Raw genomic sequence first — 21,462 nt, 5'->3', positions numbered from 1 at the left:
CCAGCCCGACGTGCATGCGCAACGCGTCCAAGAGGGGGTATAGCCCAGTGCCCACAGCTCTCTTGATCGCCTTCGCCGTAGCCGGCCTCGTCTACGGCACGATCTGCTTCTTCGATCGGCCCGTGGAAGGCGTCGAAGCGTGCCATCCCGCACCGGATACCCCGTACACCCCGGAGGACGCACACCTGGTGTGGCAGGCGCGGATCAGCTGCGACACCGAAATATGCGCCGACAAGGACGCAGCGCTCGATGTCCTCGTCGCTGCCAAACTCGTCAAGCCATCGCGAGCCCTCCGGTGAGCACCTACCTCGCGCAGATCGACCGGTGGCGTGCCCAGCACCTCGACTGCACCGCCGACATTCCGCCGACCTCACTCCAGCAGGCCAGGTTCGTCCTCGAAGACCACAGCGGCCACGGCCCCAGTTGCCTGCAGTACCTCACCGCATCCGCCTATTACAGCTTCGGAGCCGACGATGACGAGTAACTGGCGAATTCTGTGGGACCCGGATCGGAAACTGGACGAACCGCAGGCCATGTTGCAGCGCGACGACGGACTGTGGGCGCGTATCGGTTACGACGGCCGGGCCATCGACCTTGACGACACGGATCTCGACCGATGAGGACGCGTACCACCCATCGGCTGACCGCTGAACGCCACTCGACGGCTCCCCGTTACATCGGGTTGACGGAGTTCGCGATCCGCGCCGGCGTCGACCACCGCTCCCTGACCCGGTGGCGGCAGCACGGTCCCGTGTGGGTGCCGTCCCCGGACATCATCCTCGGTGAGCAACAGCGGCCGGGCTGGACGGTCGAATGCGCCGAGGACTGGTCGCCGTCGATACGGCCCTACGCCCGCGCCGAGGCAGGCGTCTACCTCGACACCGCGCAGATGAAGGCCCGCCACCACCTCTCCTACGAAGTGTTGTGGATCTGCATCGTGGTCGACAAATCACTACCGATGCCCGCCATATGGGTAGACGACAAACCCGGATGGCACCCATAGGTCTTCCCGGCGTCAGCCGGGTAGCAGGAAGAACCGAGCAAGGAAAGAGGCACACTGAGGCCCCCATGTAGTGGACACTTCTGCCCTCGCCCCTAACGCGATCCGCACCGACGCCGAAGTGGGGCGTCGGTGCGGATGCGGTGTTCAGCGGGATCAGGGTTTGCGCTGAACACTCGGGTCGCGATGCGCGCCCAAGGGCGGAGCGGGGCGCATCGCGAGGTTCAGTGGGTGGCGGTCAGGTCGTACAGGGTGGTGCCGTCCACCTCTGTGGCGGTGAAGTTCTCCTGCACCCATTGCGCGATCTGAGCACTGGTGGACGTGCTGGAGGAACCGGGTCCGCCGCGGTTGCCGCCGATGAAGTAGTGGATCTTTCCTTCGGCGACATACTGCTTGAACTGCTCCAGTGTCGGCGACGGGTCGCTGCCGTTGAAGCCGCCGATCGGCATCACGGGCAGCTCGGTGGCCAACTGGAAGCCTGCGGCGCTGTTCGAGCCGACCGACGCGGCCACCCACGTGTAGTCGCCGCCGTTCTGCTCGAGCAGTGACACCACTTGCGTGCTGGGCTTGCTGGCTCCGAGGATGCCACCGAATCCGCCACCACCCGGGCCCTGGCCGCCGACTCCCGTTGTGCCACCGGGCATGTCCTGAGTCCCGGTGGTACCCGGCGTCTGCCCGGCACCCTGCGGTCCGCCGGGCGTCGTGCCCTGTGCTCCCGTACCGGGCGGGAGTGCACCCGGCATCGAACCTGCGCCGCGCGGCGTCTGCCCACCGGGCGGCACGGACCCCGGCGAGCGTCCACCCGGCACCTGTCCGGCACCGTCGGACATCCGACCGGCACGGCCGTTCGTTCCCTGCCCGTCGCCCTGCGGTCGCCCATCCATACCGTTCATCCCCTCGCCCCACGGCGGTCGGTTCCCGTGCATCGCGACATTCGGACCGGCCGAGGGCATCGGGCCCACGTGCGGGGTGGCGATGGTGTCGACGGCATAGGCAATCGGACCGGCCAGGCCGGTGAACGCGACCGCCAGCGCCGAAACAACGGCCAGTTTCCGGGGCGTGGGGAAGACGACCGAGATCGTCGCGAGCACGCCGACGACCAGCACGGTCCAGCGCAACCATGATTGCCATTCGGCGCTGCGGGACAACAGCATCCACGCGGTTGCCGTGGTGAGACCAACCGCGAGCGCCATGGCAAGCCGCACCCAGAGCCGGTGCCGTTCTCGCCACAGCAGTACCGCACCCGCACCGACGAGCGCGGCGATTGCCGGAGCGAGGGCCACCGTGTAGTACTGGTGGAAGATGCCCGCCATGAAGCTGAACACCAGCCCGGTCACCAGCAGCCAGCCACCCCACAGGATAAGCGATGCCCGCTGCCGATCGGTTCTTGCGGCCTTGCCGCGCAACAGAATTCCGATGACGAGCGCGACAAGCGCTGCCGGAATCAGCCAAGCGATCTGACCGCCCTGCGCGGGCTCGAACATGCGGGTGAAACCGGTGCTGCCCCACATTCCATTGCCGCCGGGCGGAAGTTCGCCGCCGGGTCCGACGCTGCCGCGCTCATTGCCGTTGAGGCGACCGAGGCCGTTGTAACCGAGCGTCAGCTCCAGGATGGAATTCTCATGTGAGCCACCGATCCACGGCCGCGAGGACGCGGGCCACAGTTCCACGGCCAACAGCCACCAGCCCGCGGCTACCACCATCGCGGCGCCCGCTGCGAACAGCTGCACGATCCGCTTGCCGAGCTTCGGAGGACCCGCGATCAGATAGGTCAGCGCCAGCGCCGGAACCACCAGCAGCACTTGCAATTGCTTGGTGAGGAAGCCGAATCCGATCAGCGCACCGGTTGTCACCAGCCAGCGCCAGCGGCCGTCCTCCACCGCTCGCGTCATTGCCCAGGCCGCGGCAACCATCAGGAACACCAACAGCGCATCGGGGTTATTGAACCGGAACATCAGCGCCGCGACTGGAGTCACCGCGAGTACCAACCCGGCGAGCAAACCGGCGGCGGGCCCGAACGGCCTGCGCACCGTCGCCCACACCAGCGCTACGCTGCCCACGCCGAGCAGCACTTCCGGCACCAGGATGCTCCAGCTATTGAGCCCGAACGCGCGTACCGACAGCTCCATCAGCCATAGCGATGCGGGTGGTTTGTCGACGGTGATCGAGTTCGCCGCATCCGACGATCCGAAGAAGAACGCCTTCCACGACACCGAACCCGCCTGCACGGCAGCGGAATAGAACGAGTTGGCCCACCCGTTGGCGCTCAGGTTGCACAGGTAGGCGACCGCGGTGCCGATCAGCAGTGTCGCCAGCGCCGGGTATTCCCACCGGACATCGCGTTTCGGGGCCGGTTGCGGTTGGGCCGCGACCGGCGGCGGAGCGAGCGTCGCCGTCATCAACGGTCTCCTTCGGTGTCGAGTGCGCTGCGAACGGGCTTCTGAGCGGTCCATACCGGAGCCGGTGCGGCGAACGCAAGCGGGCCGTCGGCGCGCAGATCGGCAGCGATCGCGCGATCCGCGCCTGCACTGTTGCGGAACACCCATCTCAGTCCGACGAACCGCAACAGCGTGGCCACCAGATTGGCCAGTACCAGTGTGAAAAGTTCCACATGCACCGAAGCTCCCGGTGCCCAGCGATGCAGCGTGAACAGCGACCCGCTGGTCAGCGCCAACCCGATCCCGAAGATCACCAGCCCTTGGAACTGGTGCGAGACCGCGCCGGCCGAGCCGCGCACGCCGAAGGTGAACGCCCGATTGGCCGCGGTATTCGCCACTGCCGTGAGCAGCAGCGCCACGAAGTTCGCCACCTGTCCGCCGGTAAACGATTGCAACACAACATAAAGCAGCAAGTAGGCCAGCGTGCTCAGCACGCCCACAATCGCGAAGCGCACCAGCTGTCCGACCATGCCCAGCGGCACACCGGGAACCAGCGGTTCCCGGCCCACGGCCCTGCGCAGTTCCTCCAGCGGCAGTGCCCCGGTGGCCAGCGCCCGACCGAGCCGCCCGATCCCCAGCAGGTCCTTGCGTGCGGTGTCGACGATGTCGACCCGGCTATCCGGGTCGTCGATCCAGTCCACCGGCACCTCGTGGATGCGCAGCCCGGCCCGTTCGGCGAGCACGAGCAGTTCGGTGTCGAAGAACCACTCCCCGTCGCGAACCAGCGGCAGCAGACGCCGCGCGACGGCGGTGCGCATCGCTTTGAATCCGCACTGCGCGTCCGAGAAATGCGCTCGCAGTGAGGCTTTCAGCAGCAGGTTGTAGCAGCGGGAGATGATCTCGCGCTTCGGCCCGCGCACTACCCGCGACGAGGAGCTGAGCCGGGTGCCGATGGCTAGGTCGGAATGCCCGGTGATCAGCGGCGCGACCAGGGGAAGCAGCGCGTTCAGGTCGGTGGACAGGTCGACGTCCATGTAGGCGACCACCTGTGCGTCGGAGCGTTCCCACACCGCACGCAGCGCCCGTCCTCGGCCCTTGGCGTCCAAGTGCACGACGCGGACATCGTCCAACTCTTCGGCGAGCAGTTGGGCGACCTGGAGTGTGTCGTCGGTACTCGCGTTGTCGGCTACCGTGATTCGCGCCGGGAATGGGAACCCATCGCGCAGATAGGCGTGCAGCCTGCGTACGCACACGCCGAGGTCGGCCTCCTCGTTGTAGACGGGTATCACCACGTCCAGCACAGGCGCACCCGTGGTATCGGTTCGTTCCGCCGCCGCGACGGTCACAGTCTCGGTCATGGGAACTACCCTCGGCTCTCACACTCCCATGGAGCTGGGCCCCAGCTGTGAGGTTCCTGGGGGCAGGGCACCCGATACGATCGCACCCCTGGCAGGTCGGCGTAGCGTACGGTCGACGGCACCGGGACCATTCAGGTCTCCGAGCGAAGGACTACGATTGTCCGACAAATCTCCGCGCAGCTCGATGTCCAAGAAGTCCGGGAAGTCTCTCAAGGAAAAGCGAGCGGAGAAGAAGGCCAAGCCCGCGGGCGAGATCACCACTGATCCCAAGAAGCGCTGACCACAGCGCGGGGCCGCATGCTCACTCGATTCGACGGCGGATGGCCTGGTGAGCGACGGCGAGGCTTTCGCGCACTTTGTCGGTCACCGGATGGTCAGTACCGAAAACGCGCGCGCTCTGGGTGAGCATCGCCTCGCAGAGGGCGACGGCCTCGGCTGATCGACCCGCCGCTAGATAGGCAGCCGCGAGTTCGTCGCGGGAGATGAGGGTGAAGAGGTGGTCGTGCCCGCGGGCCTGCTCCCAGCTGGTGACGTTCTTTTCGTACAGGGCAATGGCTTCTTCGAATCGGCCCGCCGATCGAAAGGTGATTGCGAGGGCGCGGCGCGAGGTGCGGACGTCGGGGTGATTGTCACCGAGCACCCGTTCATAAGCGGCGAGGTTCGCCTCGTGCAGCGTGATGCCATCGTCGACCCGGCCCACCGCCCTGTATGTGTCGGCAAGGTTGTGGCGGGAGTTGAGGGTTCTGGGGTGGTCGGGGCCCAGAACGCGTTGACAGTCGGCGAGATTTGTCTGATTCAGCGCGAGGGCTTCGTCGAAGAGGCCCGCCGCATGGTAGGCGCCGCCGAGGTTGTTGCTGATATTGAGGGTGTCGGGGTGGTCGAGTCCGAGGACTCGCTCGCTATCGGCGAGATTCGCCACATACAAGGGAATGGCCCGCTTGTATTGTCCCGCCGCGCGGAGGGCCTCGGCGAGGTTGTTGCGGGAATGGAGGGTGTAGGGGTGGTCGGGTCCGAGGACCCGCAGTCGATCGCGAAGGTTCGTCTCGTGCAACGCGATCGCTTTGTCCAGTTGTCTCGCTGAGAGATAGGCGTAGGCGAGGCCGCCATGCGTGAGGAGAGTCTGCGGGTGGTCGGGTCCGAGCACTCGCCTGCTGTCCACGAGGTTCGCCTCGTAGAGCGCGATGGCCTCCGCTGGTCGTTCTGCCGTTTGGTACGCGTAGGCGAGGTTGTGGCGGGCGGCGAGGATATCCGGGTGGTCGGGTCCGAAGACCCGCAGACGCTCGACGAGATTCGCCTCGTACAAGGCGATCGCGTCGTCGAGTCGGCCCGCCATCTGGTATGCCTCCGCAAGGTTGTTGCGGGCGGTGAGGGTGTTCGGGTGGTCGGGTCCGAGGACTCGACCGCGTTCGGCGAAGTTTGTTTCGTGCAGCGGAATGGCGCGGTCGAGTCGGCCTACCGAACCGTAGGCGTGGGCGAGGTTGTGCAGGGAGTTGAGGGTCTCGGGGTGGTCTTTGCCGAGCAGGCGCGCCATGTCGGCGAGGGTTGCCTCGTACAAGGCGATGGCGTCGTCGAGTCGGCCCGCCGCTTGGTAGGCCATGGCGAGATTGTTGCGGATGTTGAGGGTGTCGGGGTTATGTGCCCCGAAGAGTCGCGACGCCTCGGCGACGTTTGCCTGATGTAGGTGGATGGCGTCGTCGACTCGGCCCGCTACCTGGTATGCCTGGGCCAGATTGTTGCGGGACTGGATCGCGCCGGGGTGGTCGGGTCCGAGGATTCGACGGTTGTCGGTCAGATTCTCCTGATACAGCGCGATGGCGTTGTCGAGCCGCCCAGCCGCCTGGTATGCCTCCGCGAGGTTGTGGCGGGAGAGGAGGGTGTCCGGGTGGTCGGGTCCGAGGACTCGCGCACTATGGATGACGACGTCTTGTGCGAGCGTGATGGCTCGGGCCGTGTCCGCAGCCGAGATCAGCTGGGTAACGGCCCATCTCCGGGCCGCCAACATCGCCACTGCGTAGCTTCTGGGGCTGGTGTCGGTCATTTCGGTGTCCCATAGCGCGTCGATCTGATCGACGAGATGGGCTCCCTCGTCCCGGCGCGCCCATGCCTCGGATGGGTCGAACAAGTTCGGCAGTATCACCGCGAATGCGTAACGGACGAGTTGGACGCGATCGCGCCCGCCTCGACCACGATATGCCCTGACCATCCGTCCGAATCTTCCTACGACAGGAAGAGACTGAGCGCGCTCGCGCAAGACGCGGGCGACGAGCCGGTGCATGATGACGGTGTCGCCGGCGGTCGACCAGGACAGCAGCGAGCCGGCCACGCAGCGATCCAATGCCTCATCGATTCGCCCGAACGTGTCGGGCAGCAGCGTGCGGCGCACGCCACCGGAGGAGAGCATCGCCATCGCACCCAACAGCCACACGACCCGCTGATCCAGTAAGTGATCGTTCGTACCAGCCTCGGTGGTGTCGATCGACAGCAGGATCGCCTGGACGACCGATCGGGGATAGTCGTGGCCTGCGCTGCGCTGCAGCGCTTTCGGCAGCGGGTGGTCGTGCAGCAACTGCCGGTAGCCTGCGTAGTCGAGACGTCGGCCAACGATGGTCGCTGCCGCCGCGGACAGGGCCAGCGGTAGATTTCCCAAGTCTTCCGCGATCTGCTCGGCGCCGCCGTCGTCGCCGAGTCCGGTGGAGTTGCCGAGATACCGCACCGATTCCGGGCGCGCGAAACCCGTGAGGTCGATGGGTTCGCCCAGGGCGCTGAAGGATCGGTCGGCAGTGGTGATCAGTACGCGAGTGCTGCCGCCGGTCGGGAGAAGGTCCCGGAGCCGATCCGGGTCGGCGGCGTTGTCCAACACCAGCAACCCGGGGTCGGTGCTGCCGGACAGATGATCTCGCAACCGCTGGGACGAGACGACGGAGTCGCCTTCCGCATCGGCGAGACCGAGGCGCTCGGCGATCTCGGCCAGCCCGGACAGCGTGGTCTCGGGTGTTTCGGCATTGACCCATCCCACCAGTCCACGGCCGGAATCGAAATCGGCGCGCGCACAGGCGGCCGCCAGCTGGGTCTTTCCCGCCCCGCGCATCCCAGTAACCACCACCGCCACTCGGGACCGCTCGAGCGCCCGGCGCAGCCGCGTCAACTCGTCACGGATGACGAAATGCGGTGGCTCTTGCGGGATCTTGCCCACGACGACCAAGCTCGTGGACGGCGACGGGTGAACTCGGTTGGTGATGTAGATGTCTCGGGCGTGGACATCGGAGAGTTCGGTGGAAATGTATGTGGTGTGGGTGATCGGCGCGGTGGCGTCGGCTGGGGCCGCCGCGCTCAGGCGGGGTGTGGTGGCTCACCCGGCCCTGCGACGATGTTGTGGATGTCTATGTCACCGCTGAAGTGCCCCCCTCGCACCCTGACACCGATCCCCTGCGACGAGACGCCGCTGATGCGCAGCGCCGCGGCTTCCACCATCTCCAGATCGACGCCGACCACCGCGCCCGCTCCTTCCGAGCCGGTCCGCACTGCGGTGATCAGATCCCTTGCCGCGGCGACCAACTCGTGGTCATCGGCAGCGCCACGTTCGCTCAGGGCCTGTGCGAGCGATTCCCGCTCGGCGGTCGACTCCGGCATGTTCTCAACCTGCCGCAGATCCACACCGCGATAGCGGCGCGTGATGAGACTTTTCAACGCCGAATAGGCGTCGGCCACAGATTGTTTGGCGGTATCGGTCACACCGGCGGCAGTACCGACCGCGACGGCTGTGGTGATGATGGTGACTGGATCCATCCGTGGAATTCCTCCCCGCGCGCCCGAATTCTCGGCCCTCAGTAGTAGATCAATTACCAGTGGTGGTGGCAAGACGTCTGAACCGACTCGATCGGCTGGCCGGGAATCGTCGAGCAGCGCGACGCGGTTCACCTCGGGATCGAAGTCGAGGTCGATCTGCTCGGCGGGGTACGGGCGGATGCGCGTCAGGTTGCGCGCAGACCGCACCGAATAGCGCCGTGCGGGAATGCGGAAGGTGGATGGCTCGCTGACCGGTTGCCGAATCAGCTCTGGTGCAGTCGCCATAGCGGCGATACCGGGCCGTGACCCGCGCCGAGATCGTAGGACGCGGCGAGGCAGCGGTAGGTCCATTCCTTGGCGAACTCCACCGCTTCGGGAACCGGGTAGCCATGGGCGAGCGCGCAGGCGAGCGCGGCGGCCAGTGTGTCGCCGCCGCCATGGTCGTTGCCGGTCACGATCCGCGGGGCGGTGAACTCCAGGAACTGTTCGCCGTCGAACAGCAGATCGGTGCTGTACTCCGACGAGCGTAGGTGCCCGCCCTTGACGATCGCCCAGGCCGGCCCGAGCTTGTGCAGCGCCTGGGCCGCGCGCCGCGCCGAATCCTCGTCGTCGACGTCGATGCCGGTGATCAGCCTGACCTCGTCCAGGTTCGGCGTCACCACCGTCGCGAGCGGTATCAGCGTGTGGCGGACCGCGTCGAGCGCTTCCGCGTGCAGCAGCGGATCCCCGTGCATCGACGCCGCGACCGGGTCGACGACCAGCGGAATCCGGCCGTCGCGGCCGATGCCGACCTCCTGGCAGACCGCCGCGACCGCCTCGATGATCGCGGTGGAGGCCAGCATGCCGGTCTTGGCGGCGCCTACGCCGATATCGCCCGTGACGGCACGCACCTGATCGGCCACGACCTCCGGCGGGATTTCATGAAAGCCGCTGACACCCACCGAGTTCTGCACGGTCACCGCCGCCACAGCCACCAGCGCATGGACGCCGCACAGTGCCATGGTGCGGGTGTCGGCCTGGATTCCGGCGCCTCCGCCGGAATCGGTACCGGCAATGGTGAGCGCCCGGACGGGGGTTTGCCCGTCGGCGGGCAATGGCAGCAGTTTCACGGGACAAACCCTACGGCGGCGCGGACGTGATGCCACGGGCAACCGGGACCCCGGCGGCGACAGTAAATGAAAATCGTTATCATTAAAGCCATGAGATCGGACCTGCTTCCCGTCACCGTACTGTCCGGCTTTCTCGGTGCGGGCAAAACGACGCTGCTCAACCACATCCTCGCCAACCGAGAAGGTCGTCGGGTGGCGGTCATCGTCAACGACATGAGTGAGGTCAATATCGACGCCGCGCTGGTCGCGGGGCAGGGCCACCTCGATCGCACCCAGGAAAAGCTGGTCGAGCTGACCAACGGCTGCATCTGCTGCACGCTGCGCGAGGATCTGATCGAGGCTGTCGCCAGGCTCGCCAGGGAGGGCCGGTTCGACCAGTTGGTGATCGAGTCGACCGGCATTTCCGAGCCGATGCCGGTGGCCGCGACTTTCGACTGGGAGTTCGAGGACGGGTTCTCGCTCGGTGACATCGCGCGCCTGGACACCATGGTGACCGTGGTCGACGCCTCGACGTTCCTCGCCGAGGTGGCGCGCGGACAAGCGCTGGCCGAGCGGAATCTGCAAGCTGGCGAGGGAGATGCGCGCACCATCGCCGACCTGCTCGTGGATCAGGTGGAGTTCGCCGACGTGCTGCTGGTCAACAAGACCGACCTGGTGAGCGAGGCGGCCGCGGGCGCAGTGGAGGCCACGGTGCGCGCACTCAATCCGCGCGCCCACCTGCTGCGTACCAGCAACGGCGTCGTCGATCTGGCCGAGGTGCTCGACACCGGCCGCTACAACCCGGTGGTAGCCGCCGAGACGGAGGGGTGGGCGGAGGAGCTGGCGGGCGGGCACACGCCGGAGACCGAGGAGTACGGCATCCGCAGCCTCACTTACACCGCCGACCGGCCGTTCCATCCGCTGCGCTTGTCCGAAGCATTGGAACAGCTGCGAGGTCTATTGCGCAGCAAGGGATTCTGCTGGATCGCGAGCCGGTCGTCGCTGGCCGCGGTCTGGTCGCAGGCCGGGCCCAACCTGGTCTTCGAACCCGCCGCTTGGTGGTCGTCGCTGGAGGTGCGGCCGGGGCAGGAGATCGTCTTCATCGGGATAAGGCTGGACCGCGACAGGGTGTGTGCGCTGCTCGACGACGCCCTGCTCACCGACGCCGAGTTCGCCGAGGGACCGGCCGAATGGGCCGCGTATCCCGACCCCTTCCCAGCCTGGGGCGAGCTGCACGAGCACGCGCTGTAACGACCGCGACCCACGCTCCCGGATTCCGGTGCGTGGGTCGCGTGGGAAGCGGCGGAGAAGGCCGCGGCATGGTGGGCCTTCCTCAGTTCGAGATGCCCGGTGCCTGGCGGAGGTAGGTCGGGTCGGACAACTGCTCGACCATGAAGTCCGCGATGTCGGCCCTGGCGATCTTCAGGGCGAGGCCCTGCTCGCCCGCGGGGAATGCGCGGCGGTAGCTGCCGGTGCGCGGTCCGTCGGTGAAGGCGCTCGGCCGCACGATCGTCCAGTCCAGGTCACTGGCACGGACGTACTCCTCCTGCTCGACATGGTCGGCGTAGGCCTGGCGCAGCAGCAGCCCGAACATCACGTACTTCCACAGGAAGTTCAGGTTGCCCCTGCTGTCGCCGACGCCGAGCGTGGTCTGGCAGATCAGCCGCTTCACCCCGGTCCGGCTCATCGCCTCGATGACCGCCTTCGTGCCCTCCGCCCGGACAACGCCCTTGCGGCCGTTGCCGAGCGAGATCAGCACCGCGTCCTGACCGCGCACCGCGCGTTCTACCGAATTCGTGTCCAGCACGTCGCCTTCCACGATATTCAGCCGCTCGTGCTGCTGCCCCACGCTCGCCGCGCTCCGGGTGAACGCGGTCACCTCGTGCCCTTCCCGCACGGCCTGCTCGACGACCAGACGACCGACGGTGCTGGTGGCTCCGAAGACTGCGATTCTCATGATGTGTCTCTCCTTGGCTGAAAGCTGTTGAGCTGTTGGCAAACCCAGTACATCAGCGGGAAGCGAGACGAACCATGGCCGTGAGTCTCGATGACATAAGGGAGTGTCTCGAGCGGCACAGGCGAACGGCCCGCCACCGGAAACGTGGGAGGCGGGCCGTGCGAGGAGTGGGAATGCTCAGTCGAGACCCGCGAAAAACTGCCGGATGTCGTCAACCAGCAACTCCGGGGCCTCATGTGCGGCGTAGTGGCCCGCCGCGTCGTTGGCGCTGCTCTCGACAGGTTCGGGGTCGTAGGAGTTCCAGCGGACGATGTTCTCGTGGTCACGCTCGGCGAACCGGCGGATCGACTGGAAGTCACCTTTGAACATGGCCAATCCGGTCGGCACCGTGGTCGGACCCTGCGGCTGCTCGGTGGCGTTGGCGTCCTCGTAGTAGAAGCGGATGGACGAGGCGGCGGTGCCGGTCAGCCAGTAGATCGCCACGTTGCCGATCACGAACTCCTCGTCCAGGCTCTCGCCCATCAGCTGCGCGTTCCAGCCGAGCAGCCCCACCGGCGAATCGGCAAGTGCGTACGCCAGCGTCTGCGGCTGCTGGCTGTGCAGGATGTTGAACGCCATCTTGTTGTCGTGGAACCACTGCAGATGCTGCAGCGCGGCCATGTCCTCCTGTGACATCCCCTCGAACTCGGCCGGGTCGCCGGACGGGAACGAGTACAGCTGCGTCACGTGCACCCCGATCATCCGGTCGGCCGCGATCTTGGCCATCTCGGGCGCGACCATCGAGCCCGCGTCGTTCCCGATCGCGCCGTAGCGCTGGTAACCGAGCCGGTCCATCAGCTCCACCCACGCCTTGGCGGTGCGGTAGCGGTTCCAGCCCGTGCTTCGGGTGGGGCCGGAGAAACCGAAGCCGGGCAGCGAGGGGATGACCAGGTGGAAAGCGGGCACGTCGGCCGAATCCGGCGCGGTCAGCGGCGCGATGACGTCCAGGAATTCCAGGACGGTGCCCGGCCAGCCGTGGGTGAGGATCACCGGGACGGCGTCGGGCCGCGCGGACTCGATATGCAAGAAGTGGATGTCTTCGCCGTCGATTTCGGTGGTGAACTGCGGGTAGGCGTTGAGCTTCGCTTCGAGCGCCCGCCAGTCGAACCGCTCCACCCAGTACTCGGCGAGGGCCCGAACGCGATCTCCAGGAACACCGTAGGAATCGCCGACACCGGGCAGCTCGCTCGGCCACAGGGCGCGGCGGAGGCGGTCGGTCAGATCGTCGAGCTGGGCCTGCGGGACGTCGATCCGAAAGGGCTTGATGGCGATGCGGGAGGGGGTGATCGCGGTCATGTTTCGCTCCTTTTGAAACGGAATGCTTCGTTCTGTTTGAACCATAGCAGAACGGATCATTCCGTTTCAAGTGCTAACCTGGACCGCATGCCGAAATCATCCGACGCCCCAGCTCAGAAGGCATTGCCCGGCCGCAAAGCACAGGCGGCCCGCAACGACGGGTTGATCCTGGAGGCCGCTCGCGCCGTATTCCTTGCTGATGCCAATGCCCCCATCGCCGCCGTCGCGGAACACGCGGGCGTCGGGATCAGCGCGTTGTATCGCCGCTATCCGAGCAAGGAAGTGCTGCTGCGCACCCTCTGCCACGAGGGCCTGCGCCGCTATAACACGGAAGCCGATGCGGCGCTGGAGGATTCGGACGGCTGGCGCGGCCTGGTTGGGTTCCTGGAGCGGGTGGTCGACGCGGACGTGCACTCGCTGACCGTCCACCTCGCGGGCACCTTCACTCCCGACGAATCGATCCTGTCCGACGTCATGCACTCAGGTGAGGTGACCGAGGAGATCGTGCGCCGCGCGCATGCCACCGGCAAGCTGCGCGGGGGCGTGAACCCGCAGGATCTCGGGTTGATTCTGGAGTCGTGCTCGGCCGTCGTGCTCCCGGGCCGGGAGCGCACCGCGCAGCTGCGCCGTCGGGTGCTCACCATGCTGGTGGCGGGCCTGGCCGCGGATGGTGATCTGCCCGGCCCTCCGCCGGAGGCGGGTGAGTTCGCCTGGCGCTGGGAACGGCGGCAGTGAACACGCCAGCGGGGCAGCGACTATCGGGTACCGAGGAACAGGGTCTGAGTGCTGCGGCCCAGGGGACCCTTTTCGTCGTAGAGGGCGGATTCGGCCAGACCTATGCCGTGCGGCTGGGGATGGGTGACGGCGTCGAGGCAGACCCATTCGCCCGCGGGCTGGCGATGCAGGGTGACTGTCAGGTCCGTATTGATGAACAGAAAGCGGGACCAGTCGAGGACCGCGCTGACGCCGTTCCCGGAGTCGGCTGCGGCGAGGGTGCGCTCGAGCGGGCTCGGGGTGGTGCCCGCCACGATGGGATATTTGAGCCGGATCCAGCAGATCGCCGGGCCCGGTTCGGTGAAAGAGCCGGTGACGAATCGGTAGTCGATGGCGGTGTGGAAGCCGACCGGCTGGGTGGACGGGAATCGCGCGGGCGCCGCCTGCTCGGGTCCGGGGCGGGCGCCGGTCGGCAGGAAGCGTTCGGGTAGTGCCAATTCCGGCTCGGCCAGCTTGAACCGCCAGGCATTCGCCCGCAGCACCGGCCCGCGATCCGTTGACAGCGCCGCCTCGATCATCTCGACGCTGCGGCCGGGACGCACGACGCGGGCCTTCGCCGTGAGCGGCTCCAGCGGCACCGGGCCGAGGATCTCGACGGCGACGCGCCCGACCTGGAACCCTGTACGCGGCTCGCACCGCTCGATCACGTGACCGAGCAGCGCCGAAGGTGGCCCCGCGTGCTGGGCGTCCGGCGACCAGGGACCGCGGGTGAGCTCGGTCGAGACGAATCGCTGCGGATTCGCCGGATCGGGCAGGTAGAAGGCGTCGCTCACATCGTTGTCCGTCCTTCGGACCGGCCGCGGTGCCGGGTCGGCGAGTTGTTCGGGCTGTGTTACGACGGTATCTCTGTGCCGGTCCGAGGTCGCGGTCAGACCCGGCCGAACGCGAGGGCGACGTTGTGACCGCCGAATCCGAACGAGTTGTTCAGCGCGAAGTCGATGCGCTGGGTGCGCGGGCCGCCCGCGACGATGTCCAGATCGATCGCCGGATCGCGGTTGTCGAGATTCAATGTGGGCGGGACGGTCTGGTCGCGCAGGGTCAGCATGGTAATCAACGATTCGAGGGCGCCGACTGCCCCGATCGAGTGTCCCAGCGCGGATTTCGGGGCATAGACCGAGGCGTCGGGGACGACCGCCGCGATCGCATTCGCCTCCGAGGCATCGCCGATGGATGTGGACGTGGCGTGCGCGTTCACATGGTGGATATCCGAAACCTGAAGTCCGGCAGTGTGCATGGCCTTGCGCATGGCGCGGGCGGCGCCGACGCCCTCCGGCTCGGAGGCGACGATGTGGTAGGCGTCGGAGGTGATGCCCGCGCCGAGCACCCTACCGTGGACGGTGGCGCCGCGGGCTCGCGCGTGCCGCTCCGACTCGAGCACCAGGAGTGCGCCCGCCTCGCCGAACACGAACCCGTCGCGGTCCCGGTCGAACGGGCGGGAAGCGTGCTCCGGCTCGTTGTTGCGGGTGCTCATCGCGCGCATCATCGCGAAGCTCGCGATGGGTACGGCGTGGATGTGCCCTTCGACACCGCCCGCCACCACGACGTCCGCCTCTCCGGTGGTGATCAGCCGCCAGGCGTGCGCGATGGCCTCCGAACCGGACGAGCAGGCCGAGACCGGCGCGAAGACCCCGGCCTTCGCGCCGATTTCCAGGCCGACTGTTGCGGCGGGCCCATTCGGCATCACCATCGGCACCGACATCGGCGAGACCTTGCGGTACCCGCCGTCGCGCATCGCGTCGACCGCGCTGATCAGCGCGTCGCCACCGCCGAGCCCGGTGCCGATGGCGACAGCCAGCCGCTCGCCGTCCAGCTCGGGAGTGCCCGCGGCGCGCCAGACCCGGCGTCCGAGCACCAGCGCCATCTGCTCGACATAGGAGTGCCTGCGCTGCTCGACACGGGTCAGCTGGTCGCCGGGCTGTGACCTCAGCTTGCCGCCGATCCGGACCGGCAGATCGTACTCGGCCACGAAGTCGTCGTCGAGCACGCCGATGCCGCTATGGCCCGCCAGCAATTCGGACCAGGTCGCGTCCATGTCGTCGGCGAGCGACGTAGTAGCCGCGTAACCGGTGACGACGACCGAATCCCGAGTTTCTGAAGCGATTGTTACAGTCACGATGTCATCAATACCTGTACCAGTCGCTACAGTCAACTCATGGCTCGCCCCCTCGACCACGCCAAACGCGCCGAACTGCTCGCCGCCGTCGTGCGCTACATCGCCGGCCACGGCCTCGTGGACCTGTCTCTGCGCCCGCTCGCCGCCGAACTCGGCACCAGCTCGCGCATGCTGATCTACTACTTCACGACCAAGGAAGAGCTGCTGGTTCAGGCGCTGGCGACGCAGCGGCCCGACATCGCGGCCCTGTTCGCCGACATCGAGGACGCCTCCGCGCTGCGCGACCGGCTCTGGGATTTCTGGACCACCAACACCTCGGGCGAAGGCAGCACGAGCGTCAAGGTGATGCTCCAGGTGCTCGGCGCGGCGTGTGCTCCGCACAGTCCGTATATTCGCTACGCCACTTCCGCCATCGCCGTCTTCGTGTCGGCGCTCGTCGAAGGCCTGCGTGGCCTCGATTCCATCGATGACCCGGAAGTCGTTGCCACTCTGCTGGTTTCGGGGCTGCGCGGCATCCTCCAGGACCGCCTGATCACGGGCGAGGTCGAACGCACCGACCGCGCGGCCCGGCGCCTTATCGAGCAGATGGTGCGTTAGCCGATCATCGGCAACTGTGTAGTCGGCTCGGGATAGCTGGGAATTTCGTGGGATGGCTCGAGGTGTATCGCAAACTGGTCCGGCACGAACTTCGGTTCAGTCGGCTGACAGGGCAGTGAAGACAACCCGACCGCTGTCGGAGGGGTCCTCATCGACGTCGTCCTGCTGATAATCACCTGCCTGGAACCGGACGGCAGCATCGGAAAACGATGCGGGCAGTGCGACCTTTCTCATGTTCGTAGTCGAGCCATATGTCGCGGTGAACCTCAAGCTGCCATCACCATTGTCAGTGATCTTGTAGTCGAACGTGGCGCCGAGCGGAACATTCGACAAGAGCGAATCGCGGTTTCCCTCGGATCCGGATTGCTTCTGCTTGACGACGACGTCGAGCGCTCCCGAGTCGTAGACGACCATCACGAATGGCACCGAGGAAATACTTCCCGCACCGTGCATCTGGCCGACGATGATCTTCTTGCTCTTGTCGGGGAGCTGGGTTACCGACAGGCTCGCCCGCAGGTTGTGAATGCTCGAACCCGCTCTGAATTCGGTGCGGCTGTCCAATTCGGTACGAGGGTGATCGGAATGGAAAGTTGTCACACCACGGGCCGGCGCCCAGAAAGCCAGATTGCCGGCACCGTCGCGAGCCAACCATGGGGCTGTGACGGCAGCTGGATCGATAATCTTCGCCTTGCGGCCCGAATCCGCCACGGGCAATGTGAGCTTCCAACCGCTCAGCGGTACCCCTCCGAGCGGTGCTGTCGATCGCCCGTTTGCCGAGTCGACTGGCGCGGACGGAGTCGAGGAACAAGCTCCGGTGACCATGATCTCGGCCGCGCCCAGCAGCACGGACAACACCTTCAGCGTACTAACGACGCGGGCTGCGAGGGCAGTTCGTGAATTTGTTCCGGTAGAACGCTCAACCAAGGTCTTCGCTTTCGAGTAGACGCACGAACCGCTGTGCCGGAGCGGCAACGGAATCCGGATACGCGTGCGCGAAAAGGCGTTGCAACATCACGGTCAAGTGGGTGCGCTCGGCAGGGGTGAGCGGGGCGAGGATCTCGTCGCTGATCTCGTGGGCTTCGTGGTCGAGTGCCTTCAGCGCCGTGCGACCGGTTCGCGTCAGGCGGACGGTGATTCGGCGGCGGTCGCTGTCGTCGCGCGCGCGTTCGACCTGTCCGGCGGCTTCCAGCTCGTCGACGATCTTGGCGACGTCGCTCGGGTGGATGGACAGCCGCTCGGCCAGATCGCGTTGGGCATGCGGGCCGAAATCGGCCAGTGCGGCGAGGATCGCCATGTGCCACAGTCGCAGTCCACGGGTCGACAGGCGATCCGCGAATCGGCCGCGTGCGGCCTTGCCGACCCGCGACAGCAGGTAGATGTCCAGGTCGAGCAGGCTCGGTGGCAGCGCGCGTCCGGATTCCATCCTCCTATTATAGGGCCCAACCTACAATAGGTGTGAACCTACTAATTGGAGGACGTCGTGGACGCGCTACATCCGAGACTGCTGGTCACCCGTTTCGCCGAGTGCTTCGAGTTCTACGCGGCTGTGCTGCCGGAGTTGGTCGGTGCCACGCTGATCAAAGGCACTGCGGCGGGCCCGTACGCGAACTGGGATGTGGGCGACGAAGCCGTGCTGGTGCTGTTCGATCGCGCGGCGATGGCCGAGGTCACGGGCGCGGCCGGACTCCACGTCCTGGCCGCACCCGCCCAGGACACGGTGATGTTCGTCTGCCGGGTGCAGGATGTCGACGCTGGTACCGAAGTGTGCGTCCGACACGGCGCGTCCGTGATCACACCGCCGGCCGACCGGCCGGAGTGGGGTCCGGGCCTGCGCACGGCGCACCTGCGTGACCCCGAGGGAACTCTGATGGAACTCCAGTCCTATTGAGCTGGGCTGCCGAGGTGCTCCTTCGGCGTGACGTAGCAGAGCATGGCCGTGCCCGCCTGCGCGAGTCAATTCCGACCGCTTTCGGCTGACCACCGCTGCCGCGCACGACGGAACGCCCTTGCATCGGAATAACCGAGTTGACGGGCGACATCGTCCTGGGACATGCCGGGACGCGGCTTCTGGTTTTCCAACCAGGCAAGGCGAGCACGGTCGAGTTCGCGGCGCCACGTGGTGCCTTCTCCTGCAAGTCGCCGCTGCAGACTGCGGCCACTCGTTGCCATTCCGCATGCCGCGCGGTCCACAGTGATCGGACCGGTACCTAGCAACGCGAGCAGTACGTGGTGCAGTTGCTCAGAGCACGTCACAGCGGGTGGCCGCACCGCTGCGGTTTCGGCATGCTGGAGCAGAATCCCGGCCAGCATGGGGTCGGCAGTCGCGAGCGGCCGTGCCATATCGGCGACACGGAACATCAGCTGATCTGTCGGAGCGCCGAACTCGATCCGAGTTGTGCCGAAAGTCTCGACGAATTGATCGTGCCGTCGAGGCGCGGCCTGCCGGAAGCTGACCCGCACCGGCTTCACCACCCCACCGGTTCCCTGCTGGGTCCGTGCGACCATGGTGGCGAGCGCGACCTGCGTCGCCAGCTCTCTGCCTCGTCCGTCACCGCAGGCCGTGTCCTGATCGAAGCCGATCTCCTCGGGCCCATCGACCACCGACAGGATGCAATGGGTGGAGAGAACGTTGACGTAGGCAACTGTTCGGGTCATTCCCGCTGCTATGGTCGGTGCCGTCATGAACAGATAGTCGATCAATCCGAAGCTCCCCGGAACGCACGATCGCCCGGCACGCAGTGCCACGTGCGGATCAGCGAGTTCGTGCTCGACCAACTCCCACAACCGGATTTTTCGGTCGCTGGGTACGGCCACCCGCGTGCTGTCCAACATCCATTCAGGTATGCCCGCCTCGCGGGCCAGTTGCCGCCGAACCGGACCGGACAGGCCGGTGTAGTCGAGGGCGAGTTTGGGTAAAAGGATGAGATCTGCCGAATCCATCAGATGATTCTCGAGCGGGCCATTGGCGGGCCTCGATCATACATCGACGCGGCCCGTCTTGCCCTGTGCTGACGATCATCGGCCGCGCTGCGCGCCGGCGGCGGTGGCATATCTCGCGTGTGGAGCGGATGCCGGTGCAACACTGGCGCATTCGGTCCGCTTCCTCGGCGCGTTCGGTCCTTCCTCGGTACTGCGGCAGCCGGTCATCATCTACTCATCCGCGAAGTGTCAGACGCGGTGGCCGAGAACGAAAATGAGGTATGTCATGGGAAACCTTGTCGAACTTGCGGAGCGGATCCCGAGGTACTGATGGCCACTTCGAGCCCTGCTCCGCGCGCAGTACTCGAGCAGCACTCGAGCGACGCGGACCGACGCGGCGGTTTCAATTCCTTCATCAGCCCCGCCGAGTAGACCACGTCGATCGGAAGGACTTGCGGGTGGCTCGATACGAATGGTCATTCGCAGTTCTTCGCGGGCGGAAGAGGAGTCGATACCGGTGTCGACTGCGTATTCCGTGCTGAATCGCTATGGCCGGTATCGGGATTGAACATGGCTGAGCTGTGCCGCAGCGGTTGAGATCCGATGGCGTTCATGGAATTCGTCGTGAAAATCCATAGCCGGTGTAATCCGGCCTGCGATTATTGCTACGTCTACGATATGGCCGATCAGAGTTGGCGTGAGCTACTCCTGGTCGGGTATCAGGGCCTGGACTACTTTGCTCGGACAACGCGGAGATGCTGAAGCCGATCGCCGAGGTGCGGTCGGGGATTCAGACCGATGGTGTGCTGAGCGACGAAGATTCCTATCTCGAAAGTAACGTCACTCAAACAGGTACGAGTTCCTTCGGCCGACCGCTCCATGGAGCGGACCCGATCGCGGATGCAATTCGAGAAGGAGTGATCGCCGGTGGCGACGGAACAAACTACGGCGCAATTGCCCTGGCCTGCTGCCGGATTGGACGTCGCCGCATTGATCCGTGACGGCTGGGAGCCGATGGCGTTCACGGAGTACGTGGTAAAGATTCATAGTCGCTGCAATCTTGCCTGTGATTACTGCTACATGTACGAAATGGCTGATCAGAGCTGGTCGAAGCAGCCGAAAGTCATGAGCCGGAGGGTTTTCGACGATACCTGTCGAATGATTCGTGAACACGCACAGCGGCATTCGCTTCCGGCGGTGGATATCGTGTTCCATGGTGGTGAACCGTTGCTTGCCGGGAAACGGAATCTCGAGTACTTCGCGCGGACGGCGCGAGCCGCGTTGGAACCGGATACACACGTGCGGTTCGGTATTCAGACCAACGGCGTGCTGATCGACGAAGAGTTCCTCCGCATCTGTGATCAGTGGGGTATCCGAATCGGCGTCAGCCTGGACGGGAGCGTGCGCGGACACGACCGGCATCGGCTGGACCGCCGCGGAGAGGGCAGCTACCGGCAGGTCGTCGCCGGGCTGACGCAACTACTGGCCCCCGAGTGGCGGCACCTGTTCTCCGGCCTGTTGTGCACGATCGACCTCCAGAACGAACCGGTGGAGACTTACGAGGCCCTGACAAGGTTCGAGCCGCCGGCCGTAGATTTCATGCTGCCGCACAGCAATTGGGAGACGCCACCACCGGGAAAGACCGCCGACGAGTCGGTCACGCCCTACGCCGATTGGCTCATCGCGATCTTCGAGCGCTGGTACGGCGCACCGGAATTAGAGACCACGGTCCGACTGTTCGGCAATATCATCGAGCTGCTGCTTGGCGGCCGAATGTCCTCGGAAGCCGTTGGGCTCGACGCCGTTCGGTTGGTGGTCATCGAAACCGATGGCAGCCTGGAGCAGGTCGACGAATTGAAATCGGCGTTCGATGGCGCCACCAAGCTATCGATCCGCGGCCCGGGTAACCCGCTCGACCTCGCGCTACAGGAACCGTCCATCGTGGCTCGGCAGATCGGCCTTGCCGCCCTCGCCGACAGCTGCCTGGCATGCCCGGTCCACACCGTGTGCGGCGGTGGGCATTATGTGCACCGGTATCGCGCGGATACCGGCTTCCGAAACCCGTCGGTGTACTGCGCCGACCTCAGAAAGCTCATTCAAAACATCGAATCGCGCGTGCGGGCCGATGTCGGGTCCGTTCTCGAGCGCTAGCGGCAG

Annotated in this window: 23 protein-coding genes and 1 pseudogene; 11 read left to right on the top strand and 13 right to left on the bottom strand. The window is 66.1% G+C overall.

From position 1 onward, the window contains the following. Positions 1–47: 47 nt before the first annotated feature. From OHB12_RS22865 to OHB12_RS22850, 4 genes are read left to right on the top strand one after another with little or no spacing between them, the layout of a single operon-like run. On the top strand, positions 48–299 hold the full coding sequence (locus OHB12_RS22865) for a hypothetical protein (RefSeq protein WP_327110630.1): 252 nt from the start codon (positions 48–50) through the stop codon (positions 297–299). Then, on the top strand, positions 296–484 hold the full coding sequence (locus OHB12_RS22860; RefSeq protein ID WP_327110629.1) for a hypothetical protein: 189 nt from the start codon (positions 296–298) through the stop codon (positions 482–484). Before OHB12_RS22865 ends, OHB12_RS22860 begins: the two co-directional genes overlap by 4 nt. Beyond that, positions 474–620: a hypothetical protein gene (locus OHB12_RS22855; protein WP_327110628.1), complete on the top strand. Its 147-nt coding sequence runs from the start codon at positions 474–476 to the stop codon at positions 618–620. Before OHB12_RS22860 ends, OHB12_RS22855 begins: the two co-directional genes overlap by 11 nt. Continuing rightward, entirely contained in the window at positions 617–1,003 is a 387-nt protein-coding gene (locus OHB12_RS22850; protein WP_327110627.1) for a hypothetical protein, read from the top strand. Before OHB12_RS22855 ends, OHB12_RS22850 begins: the two co-directional genes overlap by 4 nt. Before the next feature lie 221 nt (positions 1,004–1,224). On the opposite strand, the gene OHB12_RS22845 is transcribed toward OHB12_RS22850, so the two are convergent. Both OHB12_RS22845 and OHB12_RS22840 read right to left on the bottom strand, forming a co-directional pair. Further along, positions 1,225–3,399 carry a glycosyltransferase family 39 protein gene (locus OHB12_RS22845; RefSeq protein WP_327110626.1) on the bottom strand — a complete coding sequence of 725 codons (2,175 nt, stop codon included), beginning with the start codon at positions 3,397–3,399 and terminating at the stop codon, positions 1,225–1,227. After that, positions 3,399–4,736 carry a bifunctional glycosyltransferase family 2/GtrA family protein gene (locus OHB12_RS22840; RefSeq protein ID WP_327110625.1) on the bottom strand — a complete coding sequence of 446 codons (1,338 nt, stop codon included), beginning with the start codon at positions 4,734–4,736 and terminating at the stop codon, positions 3,399–3,401. The genes OHB12_RS22845 and OHB12_RS22840 overlap by 1 nt, the downstream gene beginning before the upstream one ends. 157 nt (positions 4,737–4,893) lie before the next feature. Between OHB12_RS22840 and OHB12_RS22835 the strand changes: the two genes are divergently transcribed. Next, on the top strand, positions 4,894–5,016 hold the full coding sequence (locus tag OHB12_RS22835; RefSeq protein ID WP_327110624.1) for a hypothetical protein: 123 nt from the start codon (positions 4,894–4,896) through the stop codon (positions 5,014–5,016). A gap of 21 nt (positions 5,017–5,037) precedes the next feature. Here the strand turns inward: OHB12_RS22835 and fxsT are convergent, their stop codons facing one another. The 3 genes from fxsT to thiD all read right to left on the bottom strand — a co-directional run bounded on the left by fxsT (position 5,038) and on the right by thiD (position 9,631). Continuing rightward, positions 5,038–7,929 (bottom strand): FxSxx-COOH system tetratricopeptide repeat protein, encoded by a 2,892-nt coding sequence (fxsT, locus tag OHB12_RS22830; protein WP_327110623.1) that lies wholly within the window; start codon positions 7,927–7,929, stop codon positions 5,038–5,040. Between the two features lie 137 nt (positions 7,930–8,066). Then, entirely contained in the window at positions 8,067–8,807 is a 741-nt protein-coding gene (locus tag OHB12_RS22825; RefSeq protein WP_327110622.1) for a hypothetical protein, read from the bottom strand. Further along, positions 8,786–9,631: a bifunctional hydroxymethylpyrimidine kinase/phosphomethylpyrimidine kinase gene (thiD, locus tag OHB12_RS22820; protein ID WP_327110621.1), complete on the bottom strand. Its 846-nt coding sequence runs from the start codon at positions 9,629–9,631 to the stop codon at positions 8,786–8,788. The genes OHB12_RS22825 and thiD overlap by 22 nt, the downstream gene beginning before the upstream one ends. A gap of 90 nt (positions 9,632–9,721) precedes the next feature. Here thiD and OHB12_RS22815 point away from each other — a divergent pair, with 90 nt between their 5' ends. Then, positions 9,722–10,861 carry a GTP-binding protein gene (locus OHB12_RS22815; protein ID WP_327110620.1) on the top strand — a complete coding sequence of 380 codons (1,140 nt, stop codon included), beginning with the start codon at positions 9,722–9,724 and terminating at the stop codon, positions 10,859–10,861. 82 nt (positions 10,862–10,943) lie between these two features. Here OHB12_RS22815 and OHB12_RS22810 read toward each other — a convergent pair whose 3' ends face one another. Then, positions 10,944–11,567, bottom strand: a complete 624-nt coding sequence (locus tag OHB12_RS22810; RefSeq protein WP_327110619.1) for an NAD(P)-dependent oxidoreductase — start codon at positions 11,565–11,567, stop codon at positions 10,944–10,946. 177 nt (positions 11,568–11,744) lie between these two features. Further along, positions 11,745–12,902, bottom strand: coding sequence for an epoxide hydrolase family protein (locus tag OHB12_RS22805; protein ID WP_327110618.1), 1,158 nt, complete (start codon positions 12,900–12,902; stop codon positions 11,745–11,747). A gap of 87 nt (positions 12,903–12,989) precedes the next feature. On the opposite strand from OHB12_RS22805, the gene OHB12_RS22800 reads away from it, so the two are divergent. Next, positions 12,990–13,637, top strand: coding sequence for a TetR/AcrR family transcriptional regulator (locus OHB12_RS22800; RefSeq protein ID WP_327110617.1), 648 nt, complete (start codon positions 12,990–12,992; stop codon positions 13,635–13,637). Between the two features lie 20 nt (positions 13,638–13,657). Here the strand turns inward: OHB12_RS22800 and OHB12_RS22795 are convergent, their stop codons facing one another. Both OHB12_RS22795 and OHB12_RS22790 read right to left on the bottom strand, forming a co-directional pair. Continuing rightward, positions 13,658–14,449, bottom strand: a complete 792-nt coding sequence (locus OHB12_RS22795; RefSeq protein ID WP_327110616.1) for a thioesterase family protein — start codon at positions 14,447–14,449, stop codon at positions 13,658–13,660. A 95-nt stretch (positions 14,450–14,544) separates the two neighbouring features. Continuing rightward, the gene (locus tag OHB12_RS22790) at positions 14,545–15,789 is read right to left on the bottom strand and encodes a KasA/KasB family beta-ketoacyl-ACP synthase (RefSeq protein ID WP_327110615.1); all 1,245 of its coding nucleotides are present in this window, start codon (positions 15,787–15,789) and stop codon (positions 14,545–14,547) included. 39 nt (positions 15,790–15,828) lie between these two features. Here OHB12_RS22790 and OHB12_RS22785 point away from each other — a divergent pair, with 39 nt between their 5' ends. After that, a complete protein-coding gene (locus OHB12_RS22785) occupies positions 15,829–16,386 on the top strand; it encodes a TetR/AcrR family transcriptional regulator (RefSeq protein WP_327110614.1) in 558 nt (185 codons plus the stop codon). 96 nt (positions 16,387–16,482) lie between these two features. On the opposite strand, the gene OHB12_RS22780 is transcribed toward OHB12_RS22785, so the two are convergent. Together OHB12_RS22780 and OHB12_RS22775 are read right to left on the bottom strand one after the other, a co-directional pair. Then, a complete protein-coding gene (locus OHB12_RS22780; RefSeq protein ID WP_327110613.1) occupies positions 16,483–17,232 on the bottom strand; it encodes a polysaccharide lyase family 7 protein in 750 nt (249 codons plus the stop codon). Positions 17,233–17,302: 70 nt separating this feature from the next. Further along, complete coding sequence (locus OHB12_RS22775) at positions 17,303–17,809, bottom strand: MarR family winged helix-turn-helix transcriptional regulator (RefSeq protein ID WP_327110612.1); 507 nt, start codon at positions 17,807–17,809, stop codon at positions 17,303–17,305. Positions 17,810–17,866: 57 nt separating this feature from the next. On the opposite strand from OHB12_RS22775, the gene OHB12_RS22770 reads away from it, so the two are divergent. After that, positions 17,867–18,274, top strand: coding sequence for a VOC family protein (locus OHB12_RS22770; protein WP_327110611.1), 408 nt, complete (start codon positions 17,867–17,869; stop codon positions 18,272–18,274). Here the strand turns inward: OHB12_RS22770 and OHB12_RS36430 are convergent. Further along, positions 18,268–18,333 (bottom strand): annotated as a pseudogene (locus OHB12_RS36430) (phosphomethylpyrimidine synthase ThiC); the annotation flags it as partial. The gene OHB12_RS22770 and the pseudogene OHB12_RS36430 overlap by 7 nt on opposite strands. A 6-nt stretch (positions 18,334–18,339) precedes the next feature. Further along, complete coding sequence (locus tag OHB12_RS22765; RefSeq protein WP_327110610.1) at positions 18,340–19,326, bottom strand: AraC family transcriptional regulator ligand-binding domain-containing protein; 987 nt, start codon at positions 19,324–19,326, stop codon at positions 18,340–18,342. Positions 19,327–20,060: 734 nt separating this feature from the next. Here OHB12_RS22765 and OHB12_RS22760 point away from each other — a divergent pair. Together OHB12_RS22760 and OHB12_RS22755 are read left to right on the top strand one after the other, a co-directional pair. Further along, entirely contained in the window at positions 20,061–20,306 is a 246-nt protein-coding gene (locus tag OHB12_RS22760) for a hypothetical protein (protein WP_327121801.1), read from the top strand. Next, the gene (locus OHB12_RS22755) at positions 20,233–21,456 is read left to right on the top strand and encodes an FxsB family cyclophane-forming radical SAM/SPASM peptide maturase (protein WP_442799832.1); all 1,224 of its coding nucleotides are present in this window, start codon (positions 20,233–20,235) and stop codon (positions 21,454–21,456) included. The genes OHB12_RS22760 and OHB12_RS22755 overlap by 74 nt, the downstream gene beginning before the upstream one ends. Positions 21,457–21,462 lie beyond the last annotated feature (6 nt).

This window comes from Nocardia sp. NBC_01730, from assembly GCF_035920445.1.
In the GTDB taxonomy this organism is placed as follows: domain Bacteria; phylum Actinomycetota; class Actinomycetes; order Mycobacteriales; family Mycobacteriaceae; genus Nocardia.
This window is presented reverse-complemented; position numbering and strand designations above follow the sequence as displayed.